A 22,914-nucleotide genomic window follows, 5' to 3' on the forward strand; every position below is an offset into this window, starting at 1 on the left:
GATGCTCATTCCATCTCTTATGTTCGCCTTAGTGCCTCATAAACTCAGGAATGACGCAGAGCCATTTACGGTGCTTATCGTCCACTGACAGATGTCGCTTCGGCCTCATCAGACACCATGGACACAACGTTGAGTGAAGCACCAAATATGTTGTCTTACAGACCTGTTTTAACGCCTGCTTTTATAGCAGGCGTTTTTTTATGCCTTATTCCCGATACCGGCGCACGATCAGGGCAACCATCACCAGAGCCGTTGCGGAGACAGCATAGAGTGCCGCTACTGAGCCAAACCCGGCAGCCACTGCCGCTGCAATGCCGGTGAAGAGAGAGGCGCTGAGCGTTTGCCAGCGCCAGGCTTTCCCACTGGCTGACGCGGTTTGCGTAATATGAAAACTACTGAGAACGCCAAACGTCCCGGCCGCGAACAGAATATTCGAAGCCAGATGCGCGATAAAGATCGCCCCCAGCGCACATGCCATCCACCCGGACAACAACGGTAGCGTTCCATAAGCGGCCAGAAAGATGCCCAGACAAACGATGATGCGCGGTGTGCGAGCGGCGAAGCGCGTCAGACTCTCTTTTTTTAGCAGCATGGGGCCGCAAAGCTGTCCCATGCTCCTTGCAAAAAGCAGAGGCAGGGCAAGACCCGCCGCATCCTGAGGATGGATTTGCTGTGCCAGGGCCGGAAGCAGCGCCATGGCCGGTGAGCCAACGGCCGCCAGCGACGGCAGGATGAGCAGACTGCGTTTCTGCCGAACGGTCAACGTCCTCCAGCATAATGCCGCAGGGGCTTCCTCTTCCTCGAGAGGCTGGAGTGAAGGCGCAGAAAACCGGCGTCCAGCCAGCCATAGCATGAGCAGTGATCCGAGAAAGCTGGCGGCATCAATGGCCAGCAGGGTAAACACGGACGTCTTCTGGAACAGCACCACGCCCAGGCCTGTCCCTAATAATACCTGCGAAGCAAAAATCACATTTTCCAGACAGGTTGCAGCAGGCAGCTCTGCTTCGCTGAGACCGCGCTTAAAGAGCAACGTCAGCGCGGGCCAGCTCATCCCGCTGAGCATCGCCTCGGTGGATTGCACAGCGAGCAATGCGGCAACGCTGTGGTAACCCACGCCAAGCAGGGGAAAGAGCAGGGCGAGCAGACCCAGCCCTTCGGTCAGTATCAGCAGGGATATCGGAGAACAGCGTGAGCACAGCTTTTCGCCGATCGTACTGCCGATAAATCCCGGTATCGTAGCGAAAAGAAAAGCGAGTGTGAGCAGACCGGGCGGAGCTGACCACGCTAACAGCAAGCCGAAGACCACGACCTGGGTTAAGCCATTCCCCAGCGAAGAAAAGATAAAAGCACAGGCAAGCAGGCGCAGCCAGCGGTGGCAGCGCAGCGCTTCAATAAGCGCATATAAAAGCGAGTTCATGACGATTTCCTTTCAAAAACGATTTAGTCCACGCTGCAGAAAGTGCGCGTGTGTGAAAAAAAGTTAATGAAAAGACATCGTTACATTGGCGGGTTCGTTTGCTGATGCGGGTGTAAAGAATGTAGCAGGAGAAATGCGATAAAAAAAGGAGGCCATCTGGCCTCCTGATGAATTACTGCTGCGTACCGTTATTTTGCAGCGTCAGCAACAGCCCATCACGGCGCATGGCGGCCGCTTCTTCCGGCTTATGCTGCTTGTCCAGCGTATCGGCAAGCCACGCGTAGTCGAAGGCATCCGGACGCTGCTTGAGCGCGGCGCGGAAGGCAAGGCTTGCCTCCTGCCATTCGCCGTGCTTCATCAACGACTGGCCAAGCGTGCTCCACAGCAGCGGGCGGTCACCAACGGTTTTAATCTGCTGGCGCAGCACTTTTTCGATTTGCTCAGGATTGTTGGTTTTCAGGCGCGGGATCACCATCACCAGGCGATCGTCGTACTGGCGCTTCAAACCGTCGAGGAGGATCTCCTGAGCCGTGTCGTGATCGTCACACTCGATGAGATGTTCCGCCATCGCCACCTGCAGAGGAACCTGCTGGCGCGTTTTACGGCTCTGATTCTTCCACCACGTTTTCAGACCGTCGCTGCCCAGGTCAGCGCGCGCCTGATCCATCAGGCCAATCCACGCCAGACGCTGAAGCTCGTCACGATGTTCATCGTCGCCTACCTCGGCCTTCGCCATTGACGGAATGATGTCCAGCAGTGAGCCCCAGGCGCCGGTACGAATATAGGCCTGCTCGGCAAGGCGCAGCACTTCCGGATGACGCGGCGCGACTTCCAGCAGACGGTCGATACCGTGGCGAGCCGCGTGATTCTCATTACGTGCCAGCTGCAGACGAACGCGCGTAATTTCTACCGGAATCGGGTCGCCGTGAGCCAGCTCAGCCGCTCGCTCCAGGTGCTGATTAGCGCGGGCTTCGTCACCTCGCTGCTGCGCCGCTTCGGCCGCCAGCAGATAGTTCACTACCGGCTGTTCGGCGTGGTCGGCGTTTTTCGACATCAGCTTTTCAACCTGCTGATAGTCACCCTCGGCGAGCTTAAGCAGCGCCTGCTCGGTCTGTTTACGGGCGCGGCGGCGCTTACGGCCAACGAACCAGCCGCGCGTATGGGCACCGGTACGGAAAATACGGCGCAGGATCCACTCGATCGCAAACAGCACCACCACGCCGAGGATCAGAATGATCGTCAGACCCGTTACGCTGGTTTCAATGTTGTAGTTATCGGTCTGGATCAGGACGTAACCCTGATGACCCGCAAGCATAGGCCCGAGGACGATCCCGGCGATCAGCAGGATGAAGAGTAAGAGAACTTTTAGCATCATTACTCTCCTTGCGGTGCGCTTTCAGGCGCAGCAGCCGGAGCAGGTGCCGCTCCGCTCGTCTGCTCTGCAGGTACGCCCGGCTGCGCCAGAAGATTGCGTACGCGCGTCTGCATCAGTTTCTCCAGAATCGGCTGGCTGGCCAGCTTGTCCGGCACGTTCATGGTGATGTTCTGCTGGCTTAACTTATCAATGTCTTCGAGGAAGGCGGTGGTCGTCGCATCATCGGTGTTGTAGTAGGCGCGTACCCACGTTGAGACGTTATCAAGCGCCTGTTTATAGGTCTCTTCCTGATGACGCGGCACGGCCTGGGCCGCCACCAGCAGGCGGGAACGAATGTTCTCGCGCAGATAGATGTCCTGGTTAGGCGCGAGCAGCGGTACGGCAGTTTCGTCGCGACGGCGGATCGTGATAAAGCTGTCCATAAAGTTCTGCCAGCTTTTTTGCAGGTTTATGCGCCATTCGCTCAGGGAGCTGGAAAGCTCGGTACCGTCGGAATCCATCGGGGAGTCGTCGTCGTTATTATCCGCCAGCTGCAGGTTATCAATCTGATTCGACAGCTGATTCACTTTAAGGATAATGCCGTCGTAATCCACCTGCGAGACGGCGGAGAGGCTGGCGATGTCTTCGGTAATCGCGCGACGAGCGGTGATAAGGCTTGGATCGTTCATGTCGGCCAGGCTTGCATCGGCGCTTTTAAGCAGCGCGGCAGCGGTGGTGACGTCCTGATCGCTCCAGAGCTTACGTCCGGCGAGCTTCACCAGGAAGTCGGCCTGCGAGAGCAGCCAGGTTTTGGCATCGGTGCCGGAAATGGTGGCGACTTTCTGCTGTACTTCACCCAGCTGTTTAGTCAGCTCTTCCTGTTTGCCGTTCGCTTCGGCAAGCGCGGCGGCCTGCTGCTTAATCACGGCTTCCAGCTCGGTTTTCTGCTTCTCCTGCTCTTTTTGCAGGGCAGTGAGCTGATTCACCAGCGCGTCGCTGGTGGACGTCTGGTTAGCGCTCTGTTGTTTCACCAGCCCGTACAGGCCAACCCCCGCTGCCAGCGCAATGGCGATGGCAATCGCGCTCAGCGCGAGGCTCGTTTTGTTGCTGCTGTTTTTCTTCTCAGCGGTTTTCTCAGTCGTCTCTGGCTGTGGCGTCGTCTCCACAGTCTCCCTGGTCTCTTCAACCACGGCGGAGGATTTTTCGTGTTCCGTCATTATGGCTTCCCATTTGAGAGTTATTGTAATGCGCGCAGCAGCGCATCGTTGTCGGCGTTATCAGCGATCCGAATATCCTGCCAGCCCAGTTCCCGGGCCTGGTTCGCCAGACGCTCACTGACGACCAGAAGCCGACAGCGGAGTAACCAGTTTTCGCGATACCAAAGCGGTATCAGCGACCAAAGCTGTTGTAACATTTCACCGCTGGTGACCACCAGCGTATTAATACCGCGCGCGTGCCAGCGCATCGCCTCTTCCGCGCCATCGTAGTGTTTTGCACAGCGCTGATAGCACTCAACGAACGTTACGTCGGCACCACGTTCACGCAGCGTTTCACCCAGCAGCTCGCGGCCACCGTTGCCGCGCAAAATGAGCGCACGCTTTCCGGCAATAGTTTGTAATTCAGGTAATTGTAGCAAGACTTCACTGATTTCCCGATCTAACGGGTAACGAACGTCCGCGCCGCTTACAGTATGCAGCGCCAGTGCCGTTGTTCGGCCAATCGCGAAATAGCGGGGGGCAACTGGCCAGGCCAAACTCTGCTGTTGCAGCTGCGCATGGGCAAATTCCACCGCATGTTGCGACAGCGCAAACAGCAGGTCGCCGTCCTGAAGGGTATTCATCTGGTCGGCGAGCGCAGAGAGCTCCCGACCGGGGGAGAATTCAATGAGAGGAAAACTCCAGGCCACCTGCCCCAGTGCGCGCAGACGGCTCACTAACTGCTCTCCTGCGGGAGAAGGGCGGGTGACGAGAATACTCATGCAGGGGGTTCTCCGTTGTAAACGTCAGCCAGAATCTCGCGGGCGCCGTTATCCAGTAATTCTTCCGCCAGCGACACGCCAAGCTGCTCGGCATCTTGCGCCTTGCCGCGACGTTCGCCGCGTACCATCTGCGAACCGTCAGGGGCGCCCACCAGCGCGCGCAGCCACAGTTCGCCATTCGTCAATTCAGCATAGCTGCCAATTGGAACCTGGCACCCGCCTTCGAGGCGGGTATTCATCGCCCGCTCCGCTTTTACGCGGGTAGCGGTCTCGTCATGGTTCAGCGGTGCGAGCAGTTCGCGGGTACGCGCATCGTTCAGGCGGCACTCGATGCCGACTGCACCCTGGCCCACGGCCGGCAGCGACAGCTCTGGCGGCAACGCCACGCGAATGCGCGACTCCAGCCCCAGACGCTTCAGACCGGCAACGGCGAGGATAATGGCATCGTAATCACCGTTATCCAGCTTGCCCAGACGCGTGCCGACGTTACCGCGCAGCGAGCGGATGATCAGGTCAGGACGACGCTCCGCCAGCTGACACTGACGGCGTAAACTGGACGTGCCAACCACGCTACCCTCCGGCAGCGCGTCGAGCGAGTCGTAGTGGTTGGAGACAAACGCATCGCGCGGATCTTCGCGCTCGCAGATGGTCACCAGCCCCAGCCCTTCCGGGAACTCGACGGGCACGTCTTTCATCGAATGTACGGCGATATCGGCGCGGTTCTCAAGCAATGCCAGTTCCAGTTCTTTGACAAACAGGCCTTTGCCGCCCACTTTCGCCAGAGGCGTATCGAGGATCACGTCACCGCGTGTGACCATCGGCACCAGTTCGACGCGCAATCCACTGTGGCAGGCTTCCAGGCGCTGCTTCACATAATGTGCCTGCCAGAGCGCGAGAGGGCTTTGGCGTGTGGCAATTCTCAAAACATTGTCTAACATGCTTGTTACCGTCATTATCAATCGCTAACCATCCTAACATTGTTGACTCTGGGATGGCAGTTTTACGGTTGATGAGCGTGAGAGGGACAAGGCGGCGTATTCGTCAGCCATAGCCGTATTCAGGAATTTACACGTACAGAACGGTGCTACACTTGTATGTAGCGCATCTTTCTTTACGGTCAACCGGCAAGGTGTTAAATTGATCACGTTTTAGACCATTTTTTCGTCGGTACCACCAAAAATGATAAGGGCGAAAAAGGGTAACGGTTATCTTTTTGAAATACTGCGGGTCCGCTGTTACTCGTGTTTTGAATAGCTTGCGACACCCGGAAACATCAGGCGATACGTCTTGTACCTCTATATTGAGACTCTGAAACAGAGACTGGATGCCATAAATCAACTGCGTGTGGATCGCGCGCTTGCTGCCATGGGCCCTGCTTTCCAGCAGGTATACAGTCTGCTGCCGACATTATTGCACTATCACCATCCGCTGATGCCTGGCTACCTTGACGGTAACGTTCCCCAGGGCATTTGCCTTTTCACGCCTGATGAAACCCAACAGCATTATCTGAACGAGCTGGAACTTTACCGCGGCATGCCGCCACAGGAATCTCCAAAAGGTGAATTGCCTATTACCGGCGTTTACTCAATGGGGAGCACCTCATCGGTAGGGCAAAGCTGTTCTTCGGACCTGGACATCTGGGTCTGTCATCAGTCCTGGCTCGATAACGACGAGCGTCAGCTACTGCAGCGTAAATGCAGCCTGCTGGAGAGCTGGGCGGCCTCGCTCGGCGTGGAAGTGAGCTTCTTCCTGATTGATGAAAACCGTTTCCGCCATAACGAAAGCGGCAGTCTGGGTGGTGAGGACTGCGGCTCGACTCAGCACATCTTATTGCTGGATGAATTCTACCGTACTGCTGTGCGTCTGGCCGGGAAGCGTATTCTGTGGAATATGGTCCCGTGCGAAGAAGAAGAGCATTACGATGACTACGTCATGTCGCTTTACGCGCAGGGCGTACTGACGCCAAACGAATGGCTGGATCTCGGCGGCCTCAGCTCTCTGTCAGCAGAAGAGTATTTTGGCGCAAGCCTCTGGCAGCTCTATAAGAGTATCGACTCACCGTATAAAGCGGTGCTGAAAACGCTGCTGCTGGAAGCCTATTCCTGGGAATACCCTACGCCGCGCCTGCTGGCGAAAGATATCAAGCAGCGTCTGCACGACGGGGAAATCGTCTCCTTCGGGCTGGACGCCTACTGCATGATGCTGGAGCGCGTAACCGAGTACCTGAAAGCCATCGATGACACCACGCGTCTTGACCTGGTGCGTCGATGTTTCTATCTCAAAGTCTGTGAGAAATTGAGCCGCGAACGCGCCTGTGTGGGCTGGCGTCGTGAAGTGGTCAGTCAGTTAGTGAAAGAGTGGGGATGGGACGAAGCGCGTCTGTCCATGCTCGATAACCGGGCCAACTGGAAAATCGATCAGGTGCGTGAAGCGCACAACGAACTGCTCGATGCGATGATGCAAAGCTACCGCAACCTGATCCGCTTTGCGCGCCGTAACAACCTCAGCGTTTCTGCCAGCCCGCAGGACATCGGGGTATTGACCCGTAAGCTTTACGCCGCGTTTGAAGCGCTGCCGGGTAAAGTTACCCTGGTTAACCCGCAGATTTCGCCAGACCTGTCTGAACCGAATCTGACCTTTATCTTTGTGCCGCCGGGCCGTGCAAACCGCACCGGGTGGTATCTTTACAACCGTGCGCCAAGCATGGATTCAATTATCAGCCATCAGCCGCTGGAGTATAACCGCTACCTGAACAAGCTGGTGGCCTGGGCCTGGTTTAACGGTCTGCTGACCTCGCGCACGCGCCTGTTTATCAAAGGCAACGAGGTGGTTGATCTTGCTAAGCTGCAGGAGATGGTCACGGATGTGTCGCACCACTTCCCGCTGCGTCTGCCTGCCCCTACGCCGAAAGCGCTCTACAGCCCGTGTGAGATTCGCCATCTGGCGATTATCGTCAACCTGGAATACGACCCGACGGCGGCCTTCCGCAATCAGGTGGTTCATTTTGACTTCCGCAAGCTGGACGTCTTCAGCTTTGGCGAGCAGCAAAACTGCCTGGTAGGCAGTGTCGATCTGTTGTACCGCAACTCGTGGAACGAAGTGCGTACCCTGCACTTCAACGGCGAGCAGGCAATGATCGAAGCGCTGAAAACGATTCTTGGCAAGATGCACCAGGATGCCGCACCGCCGGACAGCGTTGAGGTGTTCTGCTACAGCCAGCACCTGCGCGGTTTAATTCGTACCCGCGTGCAGCAGCTGGTTTCTGAGTGTATCGAACTGCGTCTCTCCAGTACCCGTCAGGAAACTGGCCGCTTTAAAGCGCTGCGCGTCTCCGGTCAGACCTGGGGACTGTTCTTCGAGCGCCTGAACGTGTCGGTACAGAAGCTGGAAAACGCCATCGAGTTTTACGGCGCGATTTCACACAACAAGCTGCACGGCCTGTCGGTGCAGGTGGAAACCAACCACGTTAAGCTCCCGCAGGTGGTGGACGGATTCGCCAGCGAAGGGATTATTCAGTTCTTCTTTGAAGAGTCGGGCGACGATGCCGGATTCAACATTTACATTCTGGATGAGACTAACCGCGCCGAGGTGTATCACCATTGTGAAGGCAGTAAAGAGGAGCTGGTGCGCGACGTCAGCCGCTTCTACTCCTCTTCGCATGACCGCTTTACCTACGGCTCAAGCTTTATCAACTTTAACCTGCCGCAGTTCTACCAGATTGTGAACGTCGACGGCCGTACGCAGGTGATTCCGTTCCGCACCCAATCCGTCACGCCTGCTGCGCCTGCCAATCAGGACACCGCCCCGCTGTTGCAGCAGTATTTCTCCTGAGCCTTTTCGCCGGGTGGCGCTTACGTTTACCCGGCCTACGGTTCTAGCCGTTGTAGGCCCGGTAAGGCGCAGCCGCCACCGGGCAAGAAAACTACCTGAAACTCACGTTCTCACCCGCCTGCGCGGTCGCCGCCTGCTCCAGCAGATCCCAGAACGGTACGCCGCTACGGTCGCAAACCCATTCCCCGTCTTTTAGATCGAAATGATAGCCGCCCTGTTTAGTGGCCAGCCACACCTGGTGAAGCGGCTCCTGGCGGTTAATAATAATTTTGCTGCCATTTTCGAAGCTCAGGGTCAGAATGCCGCCGTTGATTTCACAATCGATATCGCTGTCACCGTCCCAGTCGTCAAGACGCTCTTCGATGGTCATCCACAGGTTGTCGGCAAGGCGATGGAATTCACTGTCGTTCATGGTTTTGTTCCTGTTTTTCGTGATGCCGGCAGTATAACCCTAAATAATTCCCGTTGCAGGAAAGCGGCAAACTCTTGCTTTTGTGTCTTCTCCTGCGATGATAGAAACAGATTTGAACTTACGGGCAACTTTATAATGAAAAACGCTTTCCGAACGCTTGCCGTTCTCATCACGCTGTTTAGCCTGACTGGCTGCGGACTGAAGGGACCATTGTACTTTCCGCCTGCGGATAAAACCGCACCGCCGCCGACGAAACCGGTTAACAGCGGCATTGAGTCTACCACGCCAAATACTAACGACCGTGGCGACAACGGTGGCCCGACTCAGGTTAATCTCTGACGACAACGTTCTGTACCCGCGCAATGGAGCAAATGATGCAGTTCTCTAAAATGCATGGCCTTGGCAACGATTTTATGGTCGTCGACGCGGTAACGCAGAATGTGTTTTTCTCGCCTGAACTGATCCGTCGCCTGGCGGATCGGCATCTGGGCGTGGGGTTCGATCAGCTGCTGGTGGTCGAGCCACCGTACGATCCCGATCTTGATTTCCACTACCGTATTTTTAACGCGGACGGCAGCGAAGTTAACCAGTGCGGCAACGGCGCGCGCTGTTTCGCCCGCTTTGTCCGCCTGAAAGGGCTGACCAACAAGCGTGATATTCGCGTTAGCACGGCCAATGGTCGCATGGTGCTCAGCGTCACCGATGATGAGCTGGTGCGCGTGAACATGGGCGAGCCTAACTTCGAGCCCTCCGTCGTGCCGTTTCGCGCAAACAAAGCGGAAAAGACCTATATTATGCGTGCGGCCGAGCAGACAGTATTGTGCGGCGTCGTCTCAATGGGTAACCCACACTGCGTGATTCAGGTTGATGATGTGGAAACTGCCGCGGTCGAAACGCTCGGCCCGGTACTGGAAAGCCACGAACGTTTCCCGGAGCGCGCGAACATCGGTTTTATGCAGGTGGTGAAGCGCGAGCACATTCGCCTGCGGGTTTACGAGCGCGGCGCGGGTGAGACTCAGGCCTGCGGAAGCGGTGCCTGTGCTGCGGTGGCCGTGGGCATCTCCCAGGGGTTACTGGCTGAAGAGGTTCGCGTGGAATTACCGGGCGGTCGGCTTGATATCGCCTGGAAAGGACCGGGTCATCCACTGTATATGACTGGCCCGGCGGCACATGTCTATGACGGGTTTATCCATCTATGAAACAACCAGGGGAAGAACTGCAGGAAACAGTGACGGAACTGGACGACAGGGCTGTTGTTGATTATCTGCTGCGCAATCCTGAGTTTTTTATTCGCAATGCACGCGTCGTCGAAGAGATGCGCGTGCCGCATCCGGTTCGCGGAACCGTGTCGCTGGTCGAATGGCACATGGCGCGCTCGCGCAACTACATCAGCCAGCTTGAAGAGAACATGACGCTGCTGATGGAGCAGGCCAGCACCAACGAAAGCCTGTTCTATCGACTGCTGCATCTGCAGGCGCGTCTGGCGTCGGCGCACAGCCTCGACGAGTTCCTCAGCCGTTTCCACCGCTGGGCGCGCGAGCTGGGGCTGGCGGGCGCAACGATTCGTCTTTTCCCTGACCGCTGGCGCATCGGCGCGCCGTCGGGATTTACCCATCTGGCACTCAGCCGTCAGGCATTTGAACCGCTGCGCATTCAGCGTCTGGGCCATGATCACCACTATCTGGGGCCGCTTAACGGGCCTGAGCTGCTGGTGGTATTACCGGAAGCCAAAGCGATTGGCTCGGTGGCGATGTCGCTGATGGGGCGCGATGGCGATCTGGGCGTCATATTATTTACCAGCCGCGACGCGCATCACTACGAGCAGGGGCAAGCCACGCACCTGCTGCAGGAGATAGCCCTGATGCTGCCTGAGCTGCTGGAGCGCTGGATTGAGCGCGTATGACGGACGGACTGCTCGCCACTGACGTCTCGCGCTTTCTGCGCTATCTCGGCGTGGAACGTCAGCTTAGCCCCATTACGCTGCTTAACTATCAGCGTCAGCTTGATGCCATCATGCAGATCGCCGACGAAATCGGCCTGAAAAGCTGGCAACAATGTGACGCTGCGACGGTACGCGGGTTTGTCGTGCGTAGCCGTAAACAAAATCTCAGCCCGGCGAGCCTGGCGCTCAGGCTCTCAGCGCTGCGCAGCTTCTTCGACTGGCTGGTCAGCCAGGGGGGCTTAAAAGCCAACCCGGCAAAGGGGATAGCCACGCCGAAGGCGCCGCGCCATCTGCCTAAAAATATTGACGTTGACGACGTAAACCGCCTGCTGGATATCGACCTTAACGATCCGCTGGCCGTGCGCGACCGCGCGATGCTGGAGGTGATGTACGGTGCCGGGTTACGTCTGTCTGAGCTCGTTAACCTCGACCTCAAGCATCTCGATCTGGAATCTGGCGAAGTGTGGGTAATGGGTAAGGGCAGCAAAGAGCGCCGCCTGCCGATTGGGCGCAATGCGGTCTCCTGGATTGAGCACTGGCTTGACCTGCGCGGGCTGTTTGGCACCGACGAAGATGCGCTGTTCCTGTCGAAGCTCGGCAAGCGGATCTCGGCGCGTAACGTTCAGAAGCGCTTTGCGGAGTGGGGCATTAAGCAGGGGCTGAACAGCCACGTTCACCCGCACAAGCTGCGCCACTCCTTTGCGACACACATGCTTGAGTCGAGCGGCGATCTGCGCGGCGTGCAGGAACTGCTTGGCCACGCAAATCTGTCGACCACTCAAATCTATACCCACTTAGACTTCCAGCACCTTGCCTCGGTGTATGACGCGGCGCATCCACGCGCCAAACGGGGGAAATAATGCGTTTTTACCGCCCACTCGGTCAGATCTCAGCCCTGACGTTTGACCTTGATGACACTCTTTATGACAACCGCGAGGTGATCCTGCGCACCGAGCAGGAGTCCCTGGCGTTTGTGCAGAACTACCATCCCGCGCTGAAGGCGATACAGAACAAGGACTTCCAGAAGCTGCGCCAGTCCCTGCGTGAGACCGAGCCGGACATTTACCACGACGTGACCGAATGGCGTCGTCGCGCGGTTGAGCAGGCGATGCTCAACGTGGGTCTGAGCACGCAGGATGCCGCCATTGGGGCGGAAGCGGCCATGGAAAACTTTGCTAAATGGCGCAGCCGCATCGACGTGCCGCAGGAAACCCACGACACGCTGGCGAAGCTTGCCGAAAAGTGGCCGCTGGTGGCCATCACCAACGGCAATGCCCAGCCGGAGCTGTTTGGCCTCAGCGATTATTTTGAATTCGTGCTGCGTGCGGGTCCTCACGGGCGCGCGAAGCCGTTCAGTGACATGTACCATCTGGCGGCAGATAAGCTTAACCTGCCGCTGGGTGAGATCCTGCACGTGGGGGATGACCTGACCACAGACGTGGCCGGCGCCATCCGCTGCGGGATGCAGGCCTGCTGGATCAAGCCGGAAAATGCTGACCTGATGATCGCCTCCGATAGCCGTCTTCTGCCGCACGTGGAAATTTCACGGTTGGCATCCCTCACGACGCTGATATAATCATCAATTGTTCTGTATAAATTAACAGGGTTTTGACGAATGCTATTCGCCAGCCCGACATGACGTGACGGTGCCAATGGACGTTTCTTACCTGCTCGACAGCCTTAATGACAAACAGCGTGACGCGGTTGCCGCCTCGCGCACCAACCTGCTGGTGCTGGCTGGAGCGGGCAGTGGTAAGACGCGCGTGCTGGTTCACCGTATCGCCTGGCTGCAGAGCGTGGAAAACTGCTCGCCGTACTCCATCATGGCGGTCACGTTCACCAACAAGGCGGCGGCGGAGATGCGCCACCGCATCGCCCAACTGATGGGCACCAGCCAGGGCGGCATGTGGGTCGGCACCTTCCACGGCCTGGCGCACCGCCTGCTGCGCGCACACCACATGGACGCCAACCTGCCGCAGGATTTCCAGATCCTCGACAGCGAAGACCAGCTCCGTCTGCTGAAACGCCTGATCAAGGCGATGAACCTCGACGAGAAGCAGTGGCCGCCGCGTCAGGCGATGTGGTACATCAACGGCCAGAAAGACGAGGGGCTGCGCCCGCACCACATTCAGAGCTTCGGCAACCCGGTCGAGCAGACCTGGCAGAACGTCTACAAGGCCTATCAGGAAGCGTGCGATCGCGCCGGTCTGGTGGATTTTGCCGAGCTGCTGCTGCGCGCCCACGAGCTGTGGCTGAACAAACCGCACATCCTGCAGCACTACCGTGAACGCTTCACCAATATCCTGGTGGACGAATTCCAGGATACCAACAACATCCAGTACGCGTGGATCCGCCTGCTGGCCGGCGATACCGGCAAGGTGATGATCGTGGGCGATGATGACCAGTCGATCTACGGCTGGCGCGGGGCGCAGGTGGAGAACATCCAGCGCTTCCTCAACGATTTCCCCGGCGCGGAAACCATCCGTCTGGAGCAGAACTACCGCTCAACCAGCAACATCCTGAGCGCGGCCAACGCCCTGATTGAGAACAACAACGGGCGTCTGGGCAAAAAGCTGTGGACCGACGGCGTCGATGGCGAACCGATTTCGATTTACTGCGCCTTCAACGAGCTCGACGAAGCGCGCTTCGTGGTGAACCGCATTAAAACCTGGCAGGACAACGGCGGCGCGCTGGAGCAGTGCGCCATTCTCTACCGCAGCAACGCCCAGTCGCGCGTGCTGGAAGAGGCGCTGCTGCAGGTGAGCATGCCGTACCGCATTTATGGCGGCATGCGCTTCTTCGAACGTCAGGAAATCAAAGATGCGCTGTCGTATCTGCGTCTGATTGCCAACCGTAACGACGACGCGGCGTTTGAACGCGTGGTCAACACTCCGACCCGCGGGATTGGCGACCGCACGCTGGACGTGGTGCGTCAGGCCTCGCGCGACCGCCAGCTGACTCTGTGGCAGGCGTGCCGCGAGCTGCTGCAGGAAAAAGCGCTCGCCGGACGTGCCGCCAGCGCATTGCAGCGCTTCCTTGAGCTGATTGACGCCCTCGCGCAGGAAACGGCCGACATGCCGCTGCACGTGCAGACCGACCGGGTGATTAAAGATTCCGGCCTGCGCACCATGTATGAGCAGGAAAAAGGTGAGAAGGGCCAGACCCGTATTGAGAACTTAGAGGAACTGGTCACGGCAACGCGCCAGTTCAGCTACAACGAAGAAGACGAAGACCTGATGCCGCTGCAGGCGTTCCTCTCCCACGCCGCGCTGGAAGCGGGGGAAGGACAGGCCGATACCTGGCAGGATGCGGTTCAGCTCATGACCCTGCACTCCGCCAAAGGGCTGGAGTTCCCGCAGGTATTCATCGTCGGGATGGAAGAGGGGATGTTCCCGAGCCAGATGTCGTTGGATGAAGGCGGCCGTCTGGAAGAGGAGCGTCGTCTGGCCTACGTGGGCGTGACGCGCGCGATGCAAAAGCTGACGCTGACCTATGCGGAAACCCGCCGTCTGTACGGTAAAGAGGTCTATCACCGTCCGTCGCGCTTTATCGGTGAACTGCCGGAAGAGTGCGTGGAGGAGGTGCGTCTGCGGGCAAGCATCAGTCGTCCTGTCAGCCATCAGCGCATGGGATCGCCGATTGCGGAAACCGACACTGGCTACAAGCTGGGCCAGCGCGTGCGCCATTCGAAGTTTGGCGAGGGCACCATTGTGAATCTGGAAGGCAGCGGCGAGCACAGCCGCCTGCAGGTGGCGTTCCAGGGGCAGGGGATCAAATGGCTGGTGGCGGCCTACGCGAAGCTGGAAACAGTCTAACATTCAGAAAAATATCATTATTTTGTAATAATCTGCTAGCCTTATACGTTGAAGGTCAATTAATGCCCTTCAGCGTTTCGTTGCGTGTTGACGCCACAGTTATAGCTGGCGTAACATGCGCGCACGATTACGCTAAGAGGACATTCGCCTTGGACACACCCAGTAGATACTGGCTCAATTCCCTGTCATCCAGGAACAACTCCTAAGGCTATCTCCTCTTGCTGATGGCCTTAGTGGTTGTCAGCGACTGCATTATTCCCGTCGCGCTGAGTCAGGCTGTTTAATGGTCTGAAACCCAATTTGTTTCTGTGTGCCCACCGAACTGTCCGATATTTTTTGCATTGGGAGTCCCGGTCATGTTGAGCGCATTTCAACTCGAAAATAACCGACTGACTCGGCTTGAAGCCGAAGAGTCACAGCCCCTCATTGATGCCGTATGGGTGGATCTGGTCGAGCCGGACGACGATGAGCGCCTTCGCGTACAATCTGAGCTGGGGCAAAGCCTGGCAACCCGCCCGGAACTGGAAGACATCGAAGCATCCGCGCGTTTTTTTGAAGACGAAGACGGTCTGCATATTCACTCCTTCTTCTTCTTTGAAGATGCGGAAGACCACGCGGGTAACTCCACCGTGGCGTTTACCATCCGCGACGGCCGCCTGTTTACGCTGCGCGAGCGCGAGCTGCCAGCATTCCGTCTCTACCGCATGCGCGCCCGCAGCCAGGCAATGGTGGATGGTAACGCTTACGAGCTGCTGCTCGATCTGTTCGAGACCAAAATTGAACAGCTGGCGGACGAAATTGAAAACATCTATAGCGATCTGGAAAAGCTGAGCCGAGTGATCATGGAAGGCCATCAGGGCGATGAGTACGACGAGGCACTCTCCACGCTGGCTGAGCTGGAAGATATCGGCTGGAAGGTGCGTTTGTGTCTGATGGATACCCAGCGCGCGCTGAACTTCCTGGTGCGCAAGGCGCGTCTGCCGGGCGGTCAGCTGGAGCAGGCGCGTGAGATCCTGCGCGATATCGAATCCCTGCTACCGCACAACGAATCCCTGTTCCAGAAGGTCAACTTCCTGATGCAGGCGGCGATGGGCTTTATCAACATCGAGCAGAACCGCATCATCAAGATCTTCTCGGTGGTGTCCGTAGTGTTCCTGCCGCCAACGCTGGTGGCATCCAGCTACGGGATGAACTTCGAGTTTATGCCGGAGCTGAAGTGGAGCTTTGGTTACCCGGGGGCGATTATCTTTATGATCCTCGCGGGGCTGGCACCGTATCTGTACTTTAAGCGCCGGAACTGGCTGTAAAAATCTTGCGGGTGGCGCTGCGCTTACCCGCCCTACGATCGAATTCCCTCTCCCTGTGGGAGAGGGTTAGAGTTAGGGCAACTTCACAGCCCTTTGCGCCCCCTGCGCTGGGTATAAATCGCATCGGCGACGAAAATCGCCAGCGCCACCCAGATAAAGGCGAACGTCACCATCTTATCCGCCCCCGGCACCTCGCCGTAAAACACCACCGCCAGCAGGAACATTAGCGTCGGGCCAATGTACTGGAAGAAACCCAGCGTGGAGAGACGCAGGCGCGTCGCCGCACCGGTGAAGCACAGCAGTGGAATAGTGGTCACCACGCCCGCCGCCATCAGCATCAGGTTCAGCGACCACGGGTTGCTGCCCATGTGGCTGGTTGGGCTGTCGGCGATGCCGAAAAGATAAATCGCCGCCACGGGCAGCAGCCACAGGGTTTCAAACAGCATCCCCGTCTGCGCTTCCACCGCAATCTTCTTACGCACCAGGCCGTAGAACGCAAAGCTGAACGCCAGGCCGAGGGCAATAATCGGCAGCGAGCCGAAGGTCCAGAGCTGCACCAGTACGCCGCAGAAGGCCAGTATCACCGCCACCCACTGCATCCGGCGGAAGCGCTCACCGAGGAAAATCATCCCCAGCACGATATTCACCAGCGGGTTAATGAAGTACCCCAGGCTCGCTTCGAGCATGTGATGGTTATTCACCGCCCAGATAAACAGCAGCCAGTTGCCGCCAATCAGCACGGCAGAGAGTGCCAGCAGGAAGATCTTCTTCGGGGTTTGCAGCAGCGTTTTGACGCCCGACCACTGACGGCTGAGGCTCATCAGCGCAATCATAAAGAAGAACGACCAGATGACGCGGTGAGTCAGGATCTCATCGGCCGGAACGTAGGCGATAAGCTTGAAATACGCCGGGGCGATACCCCAAATAAAATAAGCGGCAAGGGCGAGTAAAACGCCCTGCCGCGTCTGTTTAGCATCCATCGGGAAAATCCGTTACAAAAAAGTGAATTAATTTTACCCGATTTTGCCGCCTCAACCCACCATATAAGTGGCGGTTGCGCTGGCTATATACACCTGTTCTTCGTTGTGTAATTCAACGCGCGCCACGGCGACTTTATTCCCCGCGCGCAGCAGGCTGCTCGTGCAGGTGAAGCGATTTCCACGTCCCGGCCGAAGATAGTCGACGCGCAGATCGATGGTGCCCATGCGCGCCAGACGCTGGCGGAGTTCGTCTTCGTTGATCGTGTCATGGCGGGTCAGCGTGCTGCCCACGCAGACCAGACCTGCCGCCACGTCCAGCGCGGAGGCAATCACGCCGCCGTGCAAAATACTTTGCGCCCAGTTACCTACCATCATCGGCTGGTTGTTGAAGCTCAGCTGGGCAAAGTCTTTCTCGTAACGCTCCAGCTCCAGTCCCAGCGCGCGGTTAAACGGCATATGGTAAACAAAAATCTCGCCCACGAGTTTTAACACTTCTTCGGCGGTAAGCATGGCTGACATGAGGCATCACATCCTTATTGTTAATAAAATGTTGATTTTATGCCTCGGCAACAAGGAATTCCACTTTCAGAAACGAGGATGCAGCAGTTGTCGCAGAAGTCTGTAGAATGTCCGCCACATAACTATTCAGGTAATTTTACTCTTTTGCAGGAGAACACCACCGATGCGGACGTATCTGGCCTGGTTACTGGCGGCGATTTCGCTGCCCCTCACAGCCTATGCGCAGGAAGCGACAATCAAAGAGGTGCATGATAAGCCTGCCGTTCACGGTAGCATTATCGCGAACCTTCTTCAGGAGCATGACAATCCGTTCACGCTCTATCCTTATGACACCAACTACGTGATTTACACCCAGACCAGCGATCTCAACAAAGAGGCGATAAGCTCCTATAACTGGTCTGATAATGCGCGTAAAGATGAGGTGAAGTTCCAGCTCAGCCTCGCGTTCCCGTTCTGGCGCGGCATTCTGGGGCCGAACTCGGTGTTTGGTGCCTCCTATACGCAGAAGTCCTGGTGGCAGCTCTCTAACAGCGGGGAATCCTCGCCGTTCCGCGAAACCAACTATGAGCCCCAGCTGTTCCTCGGCTTTGCAACGGATTATGAGTTTGCGGGCTGGACGTTGCGCGATGTGGAAGTGGGCTTTAACCATGACTCTAACGGACGTTCCGATCCGACATCCCGTAGCTGGAACCGTGCCTATACGCGCCTGATGGCGCAGAACGGTAACTGGATGGTCGAAGTGAAGCCGTGGTATGTGGTCGGCAGCACTGATGACAACCCGGACATCACCAAATATATGGGCTACTACCAGCTTAAAGTCGGCTACCAGTTAGGTGATGCCGTGCTGAGTGCGAAAGGTCAGTATAACTGGAACACCGGCTACGGCGGCGCGGAAGTGGGCTTAAGCTATCCGGTAAGCAAGCATGTCCGCCTTTATACGCAAGTCTACAGCGGTTACGGCGAGTCGCTTATCGATTACAACTTCAACCAGACCCGCGTCGGCGTGGGCGTGATGCTGAACGATATTCTCTAGGCTGTTCGAATGTTTTTGCGTTAAACGTTGAAGTTTCTCTCTCAGGCGCTGAAAATAGCGCCTGTTTCATTTCTGGCATATGGGGTTAACGTGGCGCAGGCGGAAGTATTGAATCAGGAGTCGCTGGCTAAACAGGTTTTGCATGAAACCTTTGGCTACCAGCAGTTCCGCCCCGGCCAGGAAACCATCATTGAAACGGTGCTGGAAGGTCGTGATTGCCTGGTGGTGATGCCGACCGGCGGCGGTAAGTCCCTCTGTTATCAGGTGCCCGCGCTGGTGCTTAACGGCCTGACGGTCGTGGTATCCCCCCTCATTTCTCTGATGAAAGACCAGGTTGACCAGCTACTCGCCAACGGCGTGGCGGCGGCCTGTCTCAACTCGACCCAAACCCGGGAGCAGCAGCAAGAGGTCATGGCCGGGTGCCGCACCGGGCAGATCCGCCTGCTGTATATCGCGCCGGAGCGCCTGATGCTGGATAACTTCCTCGATCACCTGGCGCACTGGAACCCGGTCCTGCTGGCGGTGGATGAAGCGCACTGTATTTCCCAGTGGGGACACGATTTTCGCCCGGAATACGCCGCCCTCGGCCAGCTGCGTCAGCGCTTCCCCGAGCTGCCGTTTATGGCGCTTACCGCTACGGCAGATGACACTACGCGCCTGGATATCGTTCGCCTGCTCGGGTTGAACGACCCCTATATTCAGGTCAGCAGCTTCGACCGCCCCAACATCCGCTATATGCTGATGGAAAAATTCAAGCCGCTGGATCAGCTTCTGCGCTACGTGCAGGAGCAGCGCGGCAAGTCCGGCATTATCTACTGCAACAGCCGCGCAAAGGTGGAAGACACCGCCGCGCGTCTGCAAAACCGCGGCTTTAGCGCCGCCGCCTATCACGCCGGATTAGAGAACCACATCCGTGCCGACGTGCAGGAAAAATTCCAGCGCGATGACCTGCAGATCGTGGTCGCGACGGTGGCGTTTGGGATGGGGATCAACAAGCCCAACGTGCGCTTCGTGGTGCATTTCGACATTCCGCGCAATATCGAATCCTACTATCAGGAAACCGGCCGCGCCGGACGCGACGGCCTGCCTGCGGAAGCGATGCTGTTTTACGATCCGGCCGATATGGCGTGGCTGCGCCGCTGTCTGGAAGAGAAGCCGCAGGGACAGCTGCAGGATATCGAGCGCCACAAGCTCAACGCGATGGGCGCGTTTGCCGAAGCGCAAACCTGCCGCCGTCTGGTGCTGCTCAACTACTTTGGTGAAGGGCGCCAGGAGCCGTGCGGCAACTGCGATATCTGCCTCGATCCGCCGAAGCAGTATGATGGCCTGATGGACGCGCGTAAGGCGCTCTCGACCATTTACCGCGTGAATCAACGCTTCGGGATGGGCTACGTGGTGGAGGTGCTGCGCGGCGCCAACAACCAGCGTATACGCGACATGGGCCACGACAAGCTGCCTGTCTACGGTATTGGCAAGGACCAGAGCCACGAGCACTGGGTGAGTATCATTCGCCAGCTAATCCACCTCGGCTTCGCCACGCAGAACATTGCCCAGCACTCCGCCCTGCAGCTGACCGAAGCGGCGCGCCCGGTTCTGCGCGGTGACGTTGAGCTCAAGCTCGCCGTGCCGCGCGTCATCGCCCTGAAGCCGCGCGTGATGCAGAAATCCTACGGCGGCAATTACGACCGCAAGCTGTTCGCCAAACTGCGCAAGCTGCGTAAGGCCATCGCCGACGAAGAAAACATCCCGCCTTACGTGGTGTTCAACGACGCGACGCTGATTGAGATGGCCGAGCAGATGCCGCTTAGCGCCAGCGAGATGCTCAGCGTCAACGGCGTGGGGACGCGCAAGCTGGAGCGCTTCGGTAAAGAGTTTATGGCGCTCATCCGCTCTCACGCCGACGGCGACGATGAAGAGTAGTCAGCCGGGCGAAAAAGTGCCAGGATGATGACTCACTAAATTATTTCCCCGCGAGCTAATTATGTTAATGCTATTTCTCACCGTGGCATTAGTGCACATCGTTGCGCTGATGAGCCCCGGCCCGGACTTTTTCTTCGTGTCACAAACGGCCGTCAGCCGCTCCCGAAAAGAGGCGATGATGGGCGTGCTCGGTATCACCATGGGCGTTATGGTCTGGGCGGCCGTTGCGCTGCTCGGTCTGAACCTGATCCTGGCGAAGATGGCCTGGCTGCATAACATCATTATGGTCGGCGGCGGGCTGTACCTGTGCTGGATGGGCTACCAGATGCTGCGCGGGGCGCTGAAGAAAGAAGAGAAAAAACCGGAAGAGCCAACGGTGGAGCTGGCAACGGGCGGTCGCAGCTTTGTAAAAGGGTTGCTGACTAATCTGGCGAACCCAAAAGCGATTATCTATTTCGGCTCCGTGTTCTCGCTGTTTGTCGGCGATAGCGTCGGTGCGGGCGCACGCTGGGGCATCTTCCTGCTGATCGTCGTTGAAACCTTTGCCTGGTTTACTATCGTGGCCAGCCTGTTCGCCTTACCGGCGATGCGCCGCGGCTACCAGCGTATCGCGAAGTGGATTGACGGCTGCGCCGGCGCGCTGTTCGCCGGCTTCGGCATTCATCTCATCATTTCTCGCTAAGCATGACGCGCTGACGCAAGCAGCGCGCCAACCAGCATAAACAGCGAGCCAAAGACTTTATTCAGGGCCTTCATCTGCTTAGGCCCTTTAATCCACGCCGCAATTCGCTGCGCCAGCGTCGCGTAACCAATCATCACGATGATATCGACGATAATGGTGGTCGCGCCCAGCACCACGTACTGCATCACCTGCGGCTGATGCGGAACGATAAACTGCGGGAACAGCGCGGCGAGGAAAACGATGCTCTTCGGGTTGGTCAGGTTGACGAACACCGCCCGCTTAAACAGATGGCCGCGGTTTTGCGTCTGCGCGAGAGTATTCAGGTTGATGGAACCTGCAGCGCGCCACTGCTGGATGCCGAGCCAAATCAGATAGGCTGCCCCGGCCCATTTCAGCACTTCAAACGCCAGCACCGAGCGGGAGAAAAGTGTCCCCAGACCAATCCCAACCAGCACAATATGAATGCCCAGCCCGGCCTGCAAACCGGCAATCGACGCCACCGCACCGCGGTAACCGTGGTTGATGGAGGTAGTCATGGTGTTAATAGCACCCGAACCCGGAGAAAGGCTGAGGATAATGGATGTCAGCAGGTAGGCGAACCACCACTCGAAGGTCATTTGAAACTCCCGAACCGTCTATTTTTATGCCACAATACGCTATTATTGAGTCATTTTGTGACCGGTGACGAAAAAAACGATATTCCCTGGATTACGTGAGTGGAAACCCAATGTTTCAGCAGAAAAAGGACTGGGAAACACGAGAAAACGCTTTTGCTGCTTTCTCTATGGGGCCGCTGACCGATTTCTGGCGGCAGCGTGAGGAAGATGAGTTTACGGGCGTCGGGGGCATCCCGGTGCGTTTCGTTCGTTTCCGAAATGAAAAAAATGACCGGGTGATTGTGGTCTGCCCTGGGCGTATTGAAAGCTACGTTAAATACGCTGAGCTGGCCTACGACCTGGTCCATATGGGGTTCGATGTCCTGATTATCGACCACCGTGGGCAGGGGCTGTCCGGACGTATGCTTCCGGACACGCACCGTGGGCACGTCGATCGCTTCAGCGATTACGTCGACGATTTTGCCGCGTTCTGGCAGCAGGACGTTCAGCCCGGTCCCTGGCGTAAGCGATACATCCTTGCGCACTCCATGGGGGGCGCGATATCGACGCTGTTTTTGCAGCGTTATGAACACCAGTGCGATGCCATTGCGCTGACCGCGCCGATGTACGGTATCGTCATCCGTTTTCCTGACTGGATGGTGCGCCATCTTCTTGACTGGGCTGAGGGCCATCAGCGCATTCGTGAAGGTTACGCCATTGGCACAGGACGCTGGCGCGCGCTGCCGTTCGCCATCAACGTCTTAACCCACAGCCGGCAGCGTTATCGCCGCAACCTGCGCTTTTATGCCGATGAACCGCGCTTGCGCGTCGGCGGCCCGACCTGGCACTGGGTGCGGGAGGGTATTCTGGCCGGTGAGCAGGTGCTGGCGGGCGTAGGCGATGATGACACGCCGACGCTTCTGATCCAGGCGGAAGAAGAGCGTGTGGTGGATAACCGCATGCATGACCGCTATTGTGAACTGCGCGCTGCAGCCGGTCACCCTTGTGAAGGGGGTAAACCGCTGGTCATTAACGGCGCGTTCCATGAGATCCTTTTTGAAAAGGACGCTATGCGCTCAGTCGCGCTCAACGCCATTGTTGAATTTTTCAACAGGCATAATTGATTTT

Annotated in this window: 22 protein-coding genes; 13 read left to right on the forward strand and 9 right to left on the reverse strand. The window is 57.5% G+C overall.

Translation table 11 applies throughout. The features are described 5' to 3' along the window. Window positions 1-205 precede the first annotated feature (205 nt). The 5 genes from LRM19_RS20180 to hemC all read right to left on the reverse strand — a co-directional run bounded on the left by LRM19_RS20180 (window position 206) and on the right by hemC (window position 5,687). On the reverse strand, window positions 206-1,417 hold the full coding sequence (locus LRM19_RS20180; RefSeq protein WP_271369692.1) for an MFS transporter: 1,212 nt from the start codon (window positions 1,415-1,417) through the stop codon (window positions 206-208). Window positions 1,418-1,589: 172 nt separating this feature from the next. After that, complete coding sequence (hemY, locus tag LRM19_RS20185; protein ID WP_008501551.1) at window positions 1,590-2,789, reverse strand: protoheme IX biogenesis protein HemY; 1,200 nt, start codon at window positions 2,787-2,789, stop codon at window positions 1,590-1,592. A 2-nt stretch (window positions 2,790-2,791) separates the two neighbouring features. Further along, window positions 2,792-3,988: a uroporphyrinogen-III C-methyltransferase gene (hemX, locus tag LRM19_RS20190; RefSeq protein WP_271369693.1), complete on the reverse strand. Its 1,197-nt coding sequence runs from the start codon at window positions 3,986-3,988 to the stop codon at window positions 2,792-2,794. A 20-nt stretch (window positions 3,989-4,008) separates the two neighbouring features. After that, window positions 4,009-4,749, reverse strand: a complete 741-nt coding sequence (gene hemD, locus LRM19_RS20195; protein ID WP_115877015.1) for a uroporphyrinogen-III synthase — start codon at window positions 4,747-4,749, stop codon at window positions 4,009-4,011. Then, entirely contained in the window at window positions 4,746-5,687 is a 942-nt protein-coding gene (hemC, locus tag LRM19_RS20200; RefSeq protein WP_143345649.1) for a hydroxymethylbilane synthase, read from the reverse strand. The genes hemD and hemC overlap by 4 nt, the downstream gene beginning before the upstream one ends. 349 nt (window positions 5,688-6,036) lie before the next feature. Between hemC and cyaA the strand changes: the two genes are divergently transcribed. Further along, window positions 6,037-8,580, forward strand: a complete 2,544-nt coding sequence (gene cyaA, locus LRM19_RS20205; protein WP_115877016.1) for a class I adenylate cyclase — start codon at window positions 6,037-6,039, stop codon at window positions 8,578-8,580. Between the two features lie 91 nt (window positions 8,581-8,671). Here cyaA and cyaY read toward each other — a convergent pair whose 3' ends face one another. Continuing rightward, a complete protein-coding gene (gene cyaY, locus LRM19_RS20210; protein WP_271369694.1) occupies window positions 8,672-8,992 on the reverse strand; it encodes an iron donor protein CyaY in 321 nt (106 codons plus the stop codon). Between the two features lie 135 nt (window positions 8,993-9,127). Between cyaY and lptM the strand changes: the two genes are divergently transcribed. The 8 genes from lptM to corA all read left to right on the forward strand — a co-directional run bounded on the left by lptM (window position 9,128) and on the right by corA (window position 16,056). Next, window positions 9,128-9,331, forward strand: a complete 204-nt coding sequence (lptM, locus tag LRM19_RS20215; RefSeq protein WP_024907980.1) for an LPS translocon maturation chaperone LptM — start codon at window positions 9,128-9,130, stop codon at window positions 9,329-9,331. A 35-nt stretch (window positions 9,332-9,366) separates the two neighbouring features. Next, window positions 9,367-10,191: a diaminopimelate epimerase gene (gene dapF / locus LRM19_RS20220; protein WP_008501545.1), complete on the forward strand. Its 825-nt coding sequence runs from the start codon at window positions 9,367-9,369 to the stop codon at window positions 10,189-10,191. Beyond that, window positions 10,188-10,895 carry a DUF484 domain-containing protein gene (locus LRM19_RS20225; protein ID WP_127732592.1) on the forward strand — a complete coding sequence of 236 codons (708 nt, stop codon included), beginning with the start codon at window positions 10,188-10,190 and terminating at the stop codon, window positions 10,893-10,895. The genes dapF and LRM19_RS20225 overlap by 4 nt, the downstream gene beginning before the upstream one ends. After that, window positions 10,892-11,794 (forward strand): tyrosine recombinase XerC, encoded by a 903-nt coding sequence (gene xerC / locus LRM19_RS20230; RefSeq protein WP_127732590.1) that lies wholly within the window; start codon window positions 10,892-10,894, stop codon window positions 11,792-11,794. The genes LRM19_RS20225 and xerC overlap by 4 nt, the downstream gene beginning before the upstream one ends. Continuing rightward, the gene (gene yigB, locus LRM19_RS20235; protein ID WP_111963534.1) at window positions 11,794-12,510 is read left to right on the forward strand and encodes a 5-amino-6-(5-phospho-D-ribitylamino)uracil phosphatase YigB; all 717 of its coding nucleotides are present in this window, start codon (window positions 11,794-11,796) and stop codon (window positions 12,508-12,510) included. Before xerC ends, yigB begins: the two co-directional genes overlap by 1 nt. Before the next feature lie 76 nt (window positions 12,511-12,586). Beyond that, window positions 12,587-14,749 (forward strand): DNA helicase II, encoded by a 2,163-nt coding sequence (gene uvrD / locus LRM19_RS20240; protein ID WP_032646073.1) that lies wholly within the window; start codon window positions 12,587-12,589, stop codon window positions 14,747-14,749. Between the two features lie 149 nt (window positions 14,750-14,898). Next, window positions 14,899-14,955, forward strand: a complete 57-nt coding sequence (gene ysgD / locus LRM19_RS20245; protein ID WP_212743980.1) for a YsgD/CorL family protein — start codon at window positions 14,899-14,901, stop codon at window positions 14,953-14,955. Between the two features lie 150 nt (window positions 14,956-15,105). Further along, window positions 15,106-16,056: a magnesium/cobalt transporter CorA gene (gene corA / locus LRM19_RS20250; RefSeq protein ID WP_008501540.1), complete on the forward strand. Its 951-nt coding sequence runs from the start codon at window positions 15,106-15,108 to the stop codon at window positions 16,054-16,056. Between the two features lie 83 nt (window positions 16,057-16,139). Here the strand turns inward: corA and rarD are convergent, their stop codons facing one another. After that, window positions 16,140-17,036, reverse strand: a complete 897-nt coding sequence (gene rarD, locus LRM19_RS20255) for an EamA family transporter RarD (RefSeq protein ID WP_008501539.1) — start codon at window positions 17,034-17,036, stop codon at window positions 16,140-16,142. 51 nt (window positions 17,037-17,087) lie between these two features. Then, the gene (gene yigI, locus LRM19_RS20260) at window positions 17,088-17,555 is read right to left on the reverse strand and encodes an acyl-CoA thioesterase YigI (RefSeq protein ID WP_008501538.1); all 468 of its coding nucleotides are present in this window, start codon (window positions 17,553-17,555) and stop codon (window positions 17,088-17,090) included. A 163-nt stretch (window positions 17,556-17,718) separates the two neighbouring features. Between yigI and pldA the strand changes: the two genes are divergently transcribed. The 3 genes from pldA to rhtC all read left to right on the forward strand — a co-directional run bounded on the left by pldA (window position 17,719) and on the right by rhtC (window position 21,190). Next, entirely contained in the window at window positions 17,719-18,588 is an 870-nt protein-coding gene (gene pldA, locus LRM19_RS20265) for a phospholipase A (RefSeq protein ID WP_045417650.1), read from the forward strand. Between the two features lie 90 nt (window positions 18,589-18,678). After that, the gene (gene recQ, locus LRM19_RS20270) at window positions 18,679-20,508 is read left to right on the forward strand and encodes an ATP-dependent DNA helicase RecQ (RefSeq protein WP_047345452.1); all 1,830 of its coding nucleotides are present in this window, start codon (window positions 18,679-18,681) and stop codon (window positions 20,506-20,508) included. 61 nt (window positions 20,509-20,569) lie between these two features. Beyond that, window positions 20,570-21,190, forward strand: a complete 621-nt coding sequence (gene rhtC, locus LRM19_RS20275) for a threonine export protein RhtC (RefSeq protein ID WP_271369695.1) — start codon at window positions 20,570-20,572, stop codon at window positions 21,188-21,190. Here the strand turns inward: rhtC and rhtB are convergent. Further along, window positions 21,187-21,807, reverse strand: a complete 621-nt coding sequence (rhtB, locus tag LRM19_RS20280) for a homoserine/homoserine lactone efflux protein (RefSeq protein WP_111963537.1) — start codon at window positions 21,805-21,807, stop codon at window positions 21,187-21,189. The two genes, rhtC and rhtB, sit on opposite strands and share 4 nt — an antisense overlap. A gap of 110 nt (window positions 21,808-21,917) precedes the next feature. On the opposite strand from rhtB, the gene pldB reads away from it, so the two are divergent. Continuing rightward, window positions 21,918-22,910, forward strand: coding sequence for a lysophospholipase L2 (gene pldB / locus LRM19_RS20285; protein ID WP_271369696.1), 993 nt, complete (start codon window positions 21,918-21,920; stop codon window positions 22,908-22,910). Window positions 22,911-22,914 lie beyond the last annotated feature (4 nt).

The organism is Enterobacter sp. PI-10, assembly GCF_027947695.1.
Taxonomy (GTDB): Bacteria; Pseudomonadota; Gammaproteobacteria; order Enterobacterales; family Enterobacteriaceae; genus Enterobacter; species Enterobacter vonholyi.

What these genes read in the sequence shown, in the direction of transcription:
- pldB (WP_271369696.1), top strand. Translation starts at nt 21,918, where the DNA reads ATGTTTCAGCAGAAAAAGGACTGGGAAACACGAGAAAACGCTTTTGCT.
- rarD (WP_008501539.1), bottom strand. Translation starts at nt 17,036, where the DNA reads ATGGATGCTAAACAGACGCGGCAGGGCGTTTTACTCGCCCTTGCCGCT.
- pldA (WP_045417650.1), top strand. Translation starts at nt 17,719, where the DNA reads ATGCGGACGTATCTGGCCTGGTTACTGGCGGCGATTTCGCTGCCCCTC.
- corA (WP_008501540.1), top strand. Translation starts at nt 15,106, where the DNA reads ATGTTGAGCGCATTTCAACTCGAAAATAACCGACTGACTCGGCTTGAA.
- rhtB (WP_111963537.1), bottom strand. Translation starts at nt 21,807, where the DNA reads ATGACCTTCGAGTGGTGGTTCGCCTACCTGCTGACATCCATTATCCTC.
- yigB (WP_111963534.1), top strand. Translation starts at nt 11,794, where the DNA reads ATGCGTTTTTACCGCCCACTCGGTCAGATCTCAGCCCTGACGTTTGAC.
- LRM19_RS20180 (WP_271369692.1), bottom strand. Translation starts at nt 1,417, where the DNA reads ATGAACTCGCTTTTATATGCGCTTATTGAAGCGCTGCGCTGCCACCGC.
- hemD (WP_115877015.1), bottom strand. Translation starts at nt 4,749, where the DNA reads ATGAGTATTCTCGTCACCCGCCCTTCTCCCGCAGGAGAGCAGTTAGTG.
- cyaY (WP_271369694.1), bottom strand. Translation starts at nt 8,992, where the DNA reads ATGAACGACAGTGAATTCCATCGCCTTGCCGACAACCTGTGGATGACC.
- rhtC (WP_271369695.1), top strand. Translation starts at nt 20,570, where the DNA reads ATGTTAATGCTATTTCTCACCGTGGCATTAGTGCACATCGTTGCGCTG.
- dapF (WP_008501545.1), top strand. Translation starts at nt 9,367, where the DNA reads ATGCAGTTCTCTAAAATGCATGGCCTTGGCAACGATTTTATGGTCGTC.
- lptM (WP_024907980.1), top strand. Translation starts at nt 9,128, where the DNA reads ATGAAAAACGCTTTCCGAACGCTTGCCGTTCTCATCACGCTGTTTAGC.
- hemX (WP_271369693.1), bottom strand. Translation starts at nt 3,988, where the DNA reads ATGACGGAACACGAAAAATCCTCCGCCGTGGTTGAAGAGACCAGGGAG.
- yigI (WP_008501538.1), bottom strand. Translation starts at nt 17,555, where the DNA reads ATGTCAGCCATGCTTACCGCCGAAGAAGTGTTAAAACTCGTGGGCGAG.
- LRM19_RS20225 (WP_127732592.1), top strand. Translation starts at nt 10,188, where the DNA reads ATGAAACAACCAGGGGAAGAACTGCAGGAAACAGTGACGGAACTGGAC.
- hemC (WP_143345649.1), bottom strand. Translation starts at nt 5,687, where the DNA reads ATGTTAGACAATGTTTTGAGAATTGCCACACGCCAAAGCCCTCTCGCG.
- hemY (WP_008501551.1), bottom strand. Translation starts at nt 2,789, where the DNA reads ATGCTAAAAGTTCTCTTACTCTTCATCCTGCTGATCGCCGGGATCGTC.
- xerC (WP_127732590.1), top strand. Translation starts at nt 10,892, where the DNA reads ATGACGGACGGACTGCTCGCCACTGACGTCTCGCGCTTTCTGCGCTAT.
- uvrD (WP_032646073.1), top strand. Translation starts at nt 12,587, where the DNA reads ATGGACGTTTCTTACCTGCTCGACAGCCTTAATGACAAACAGCGTGAC.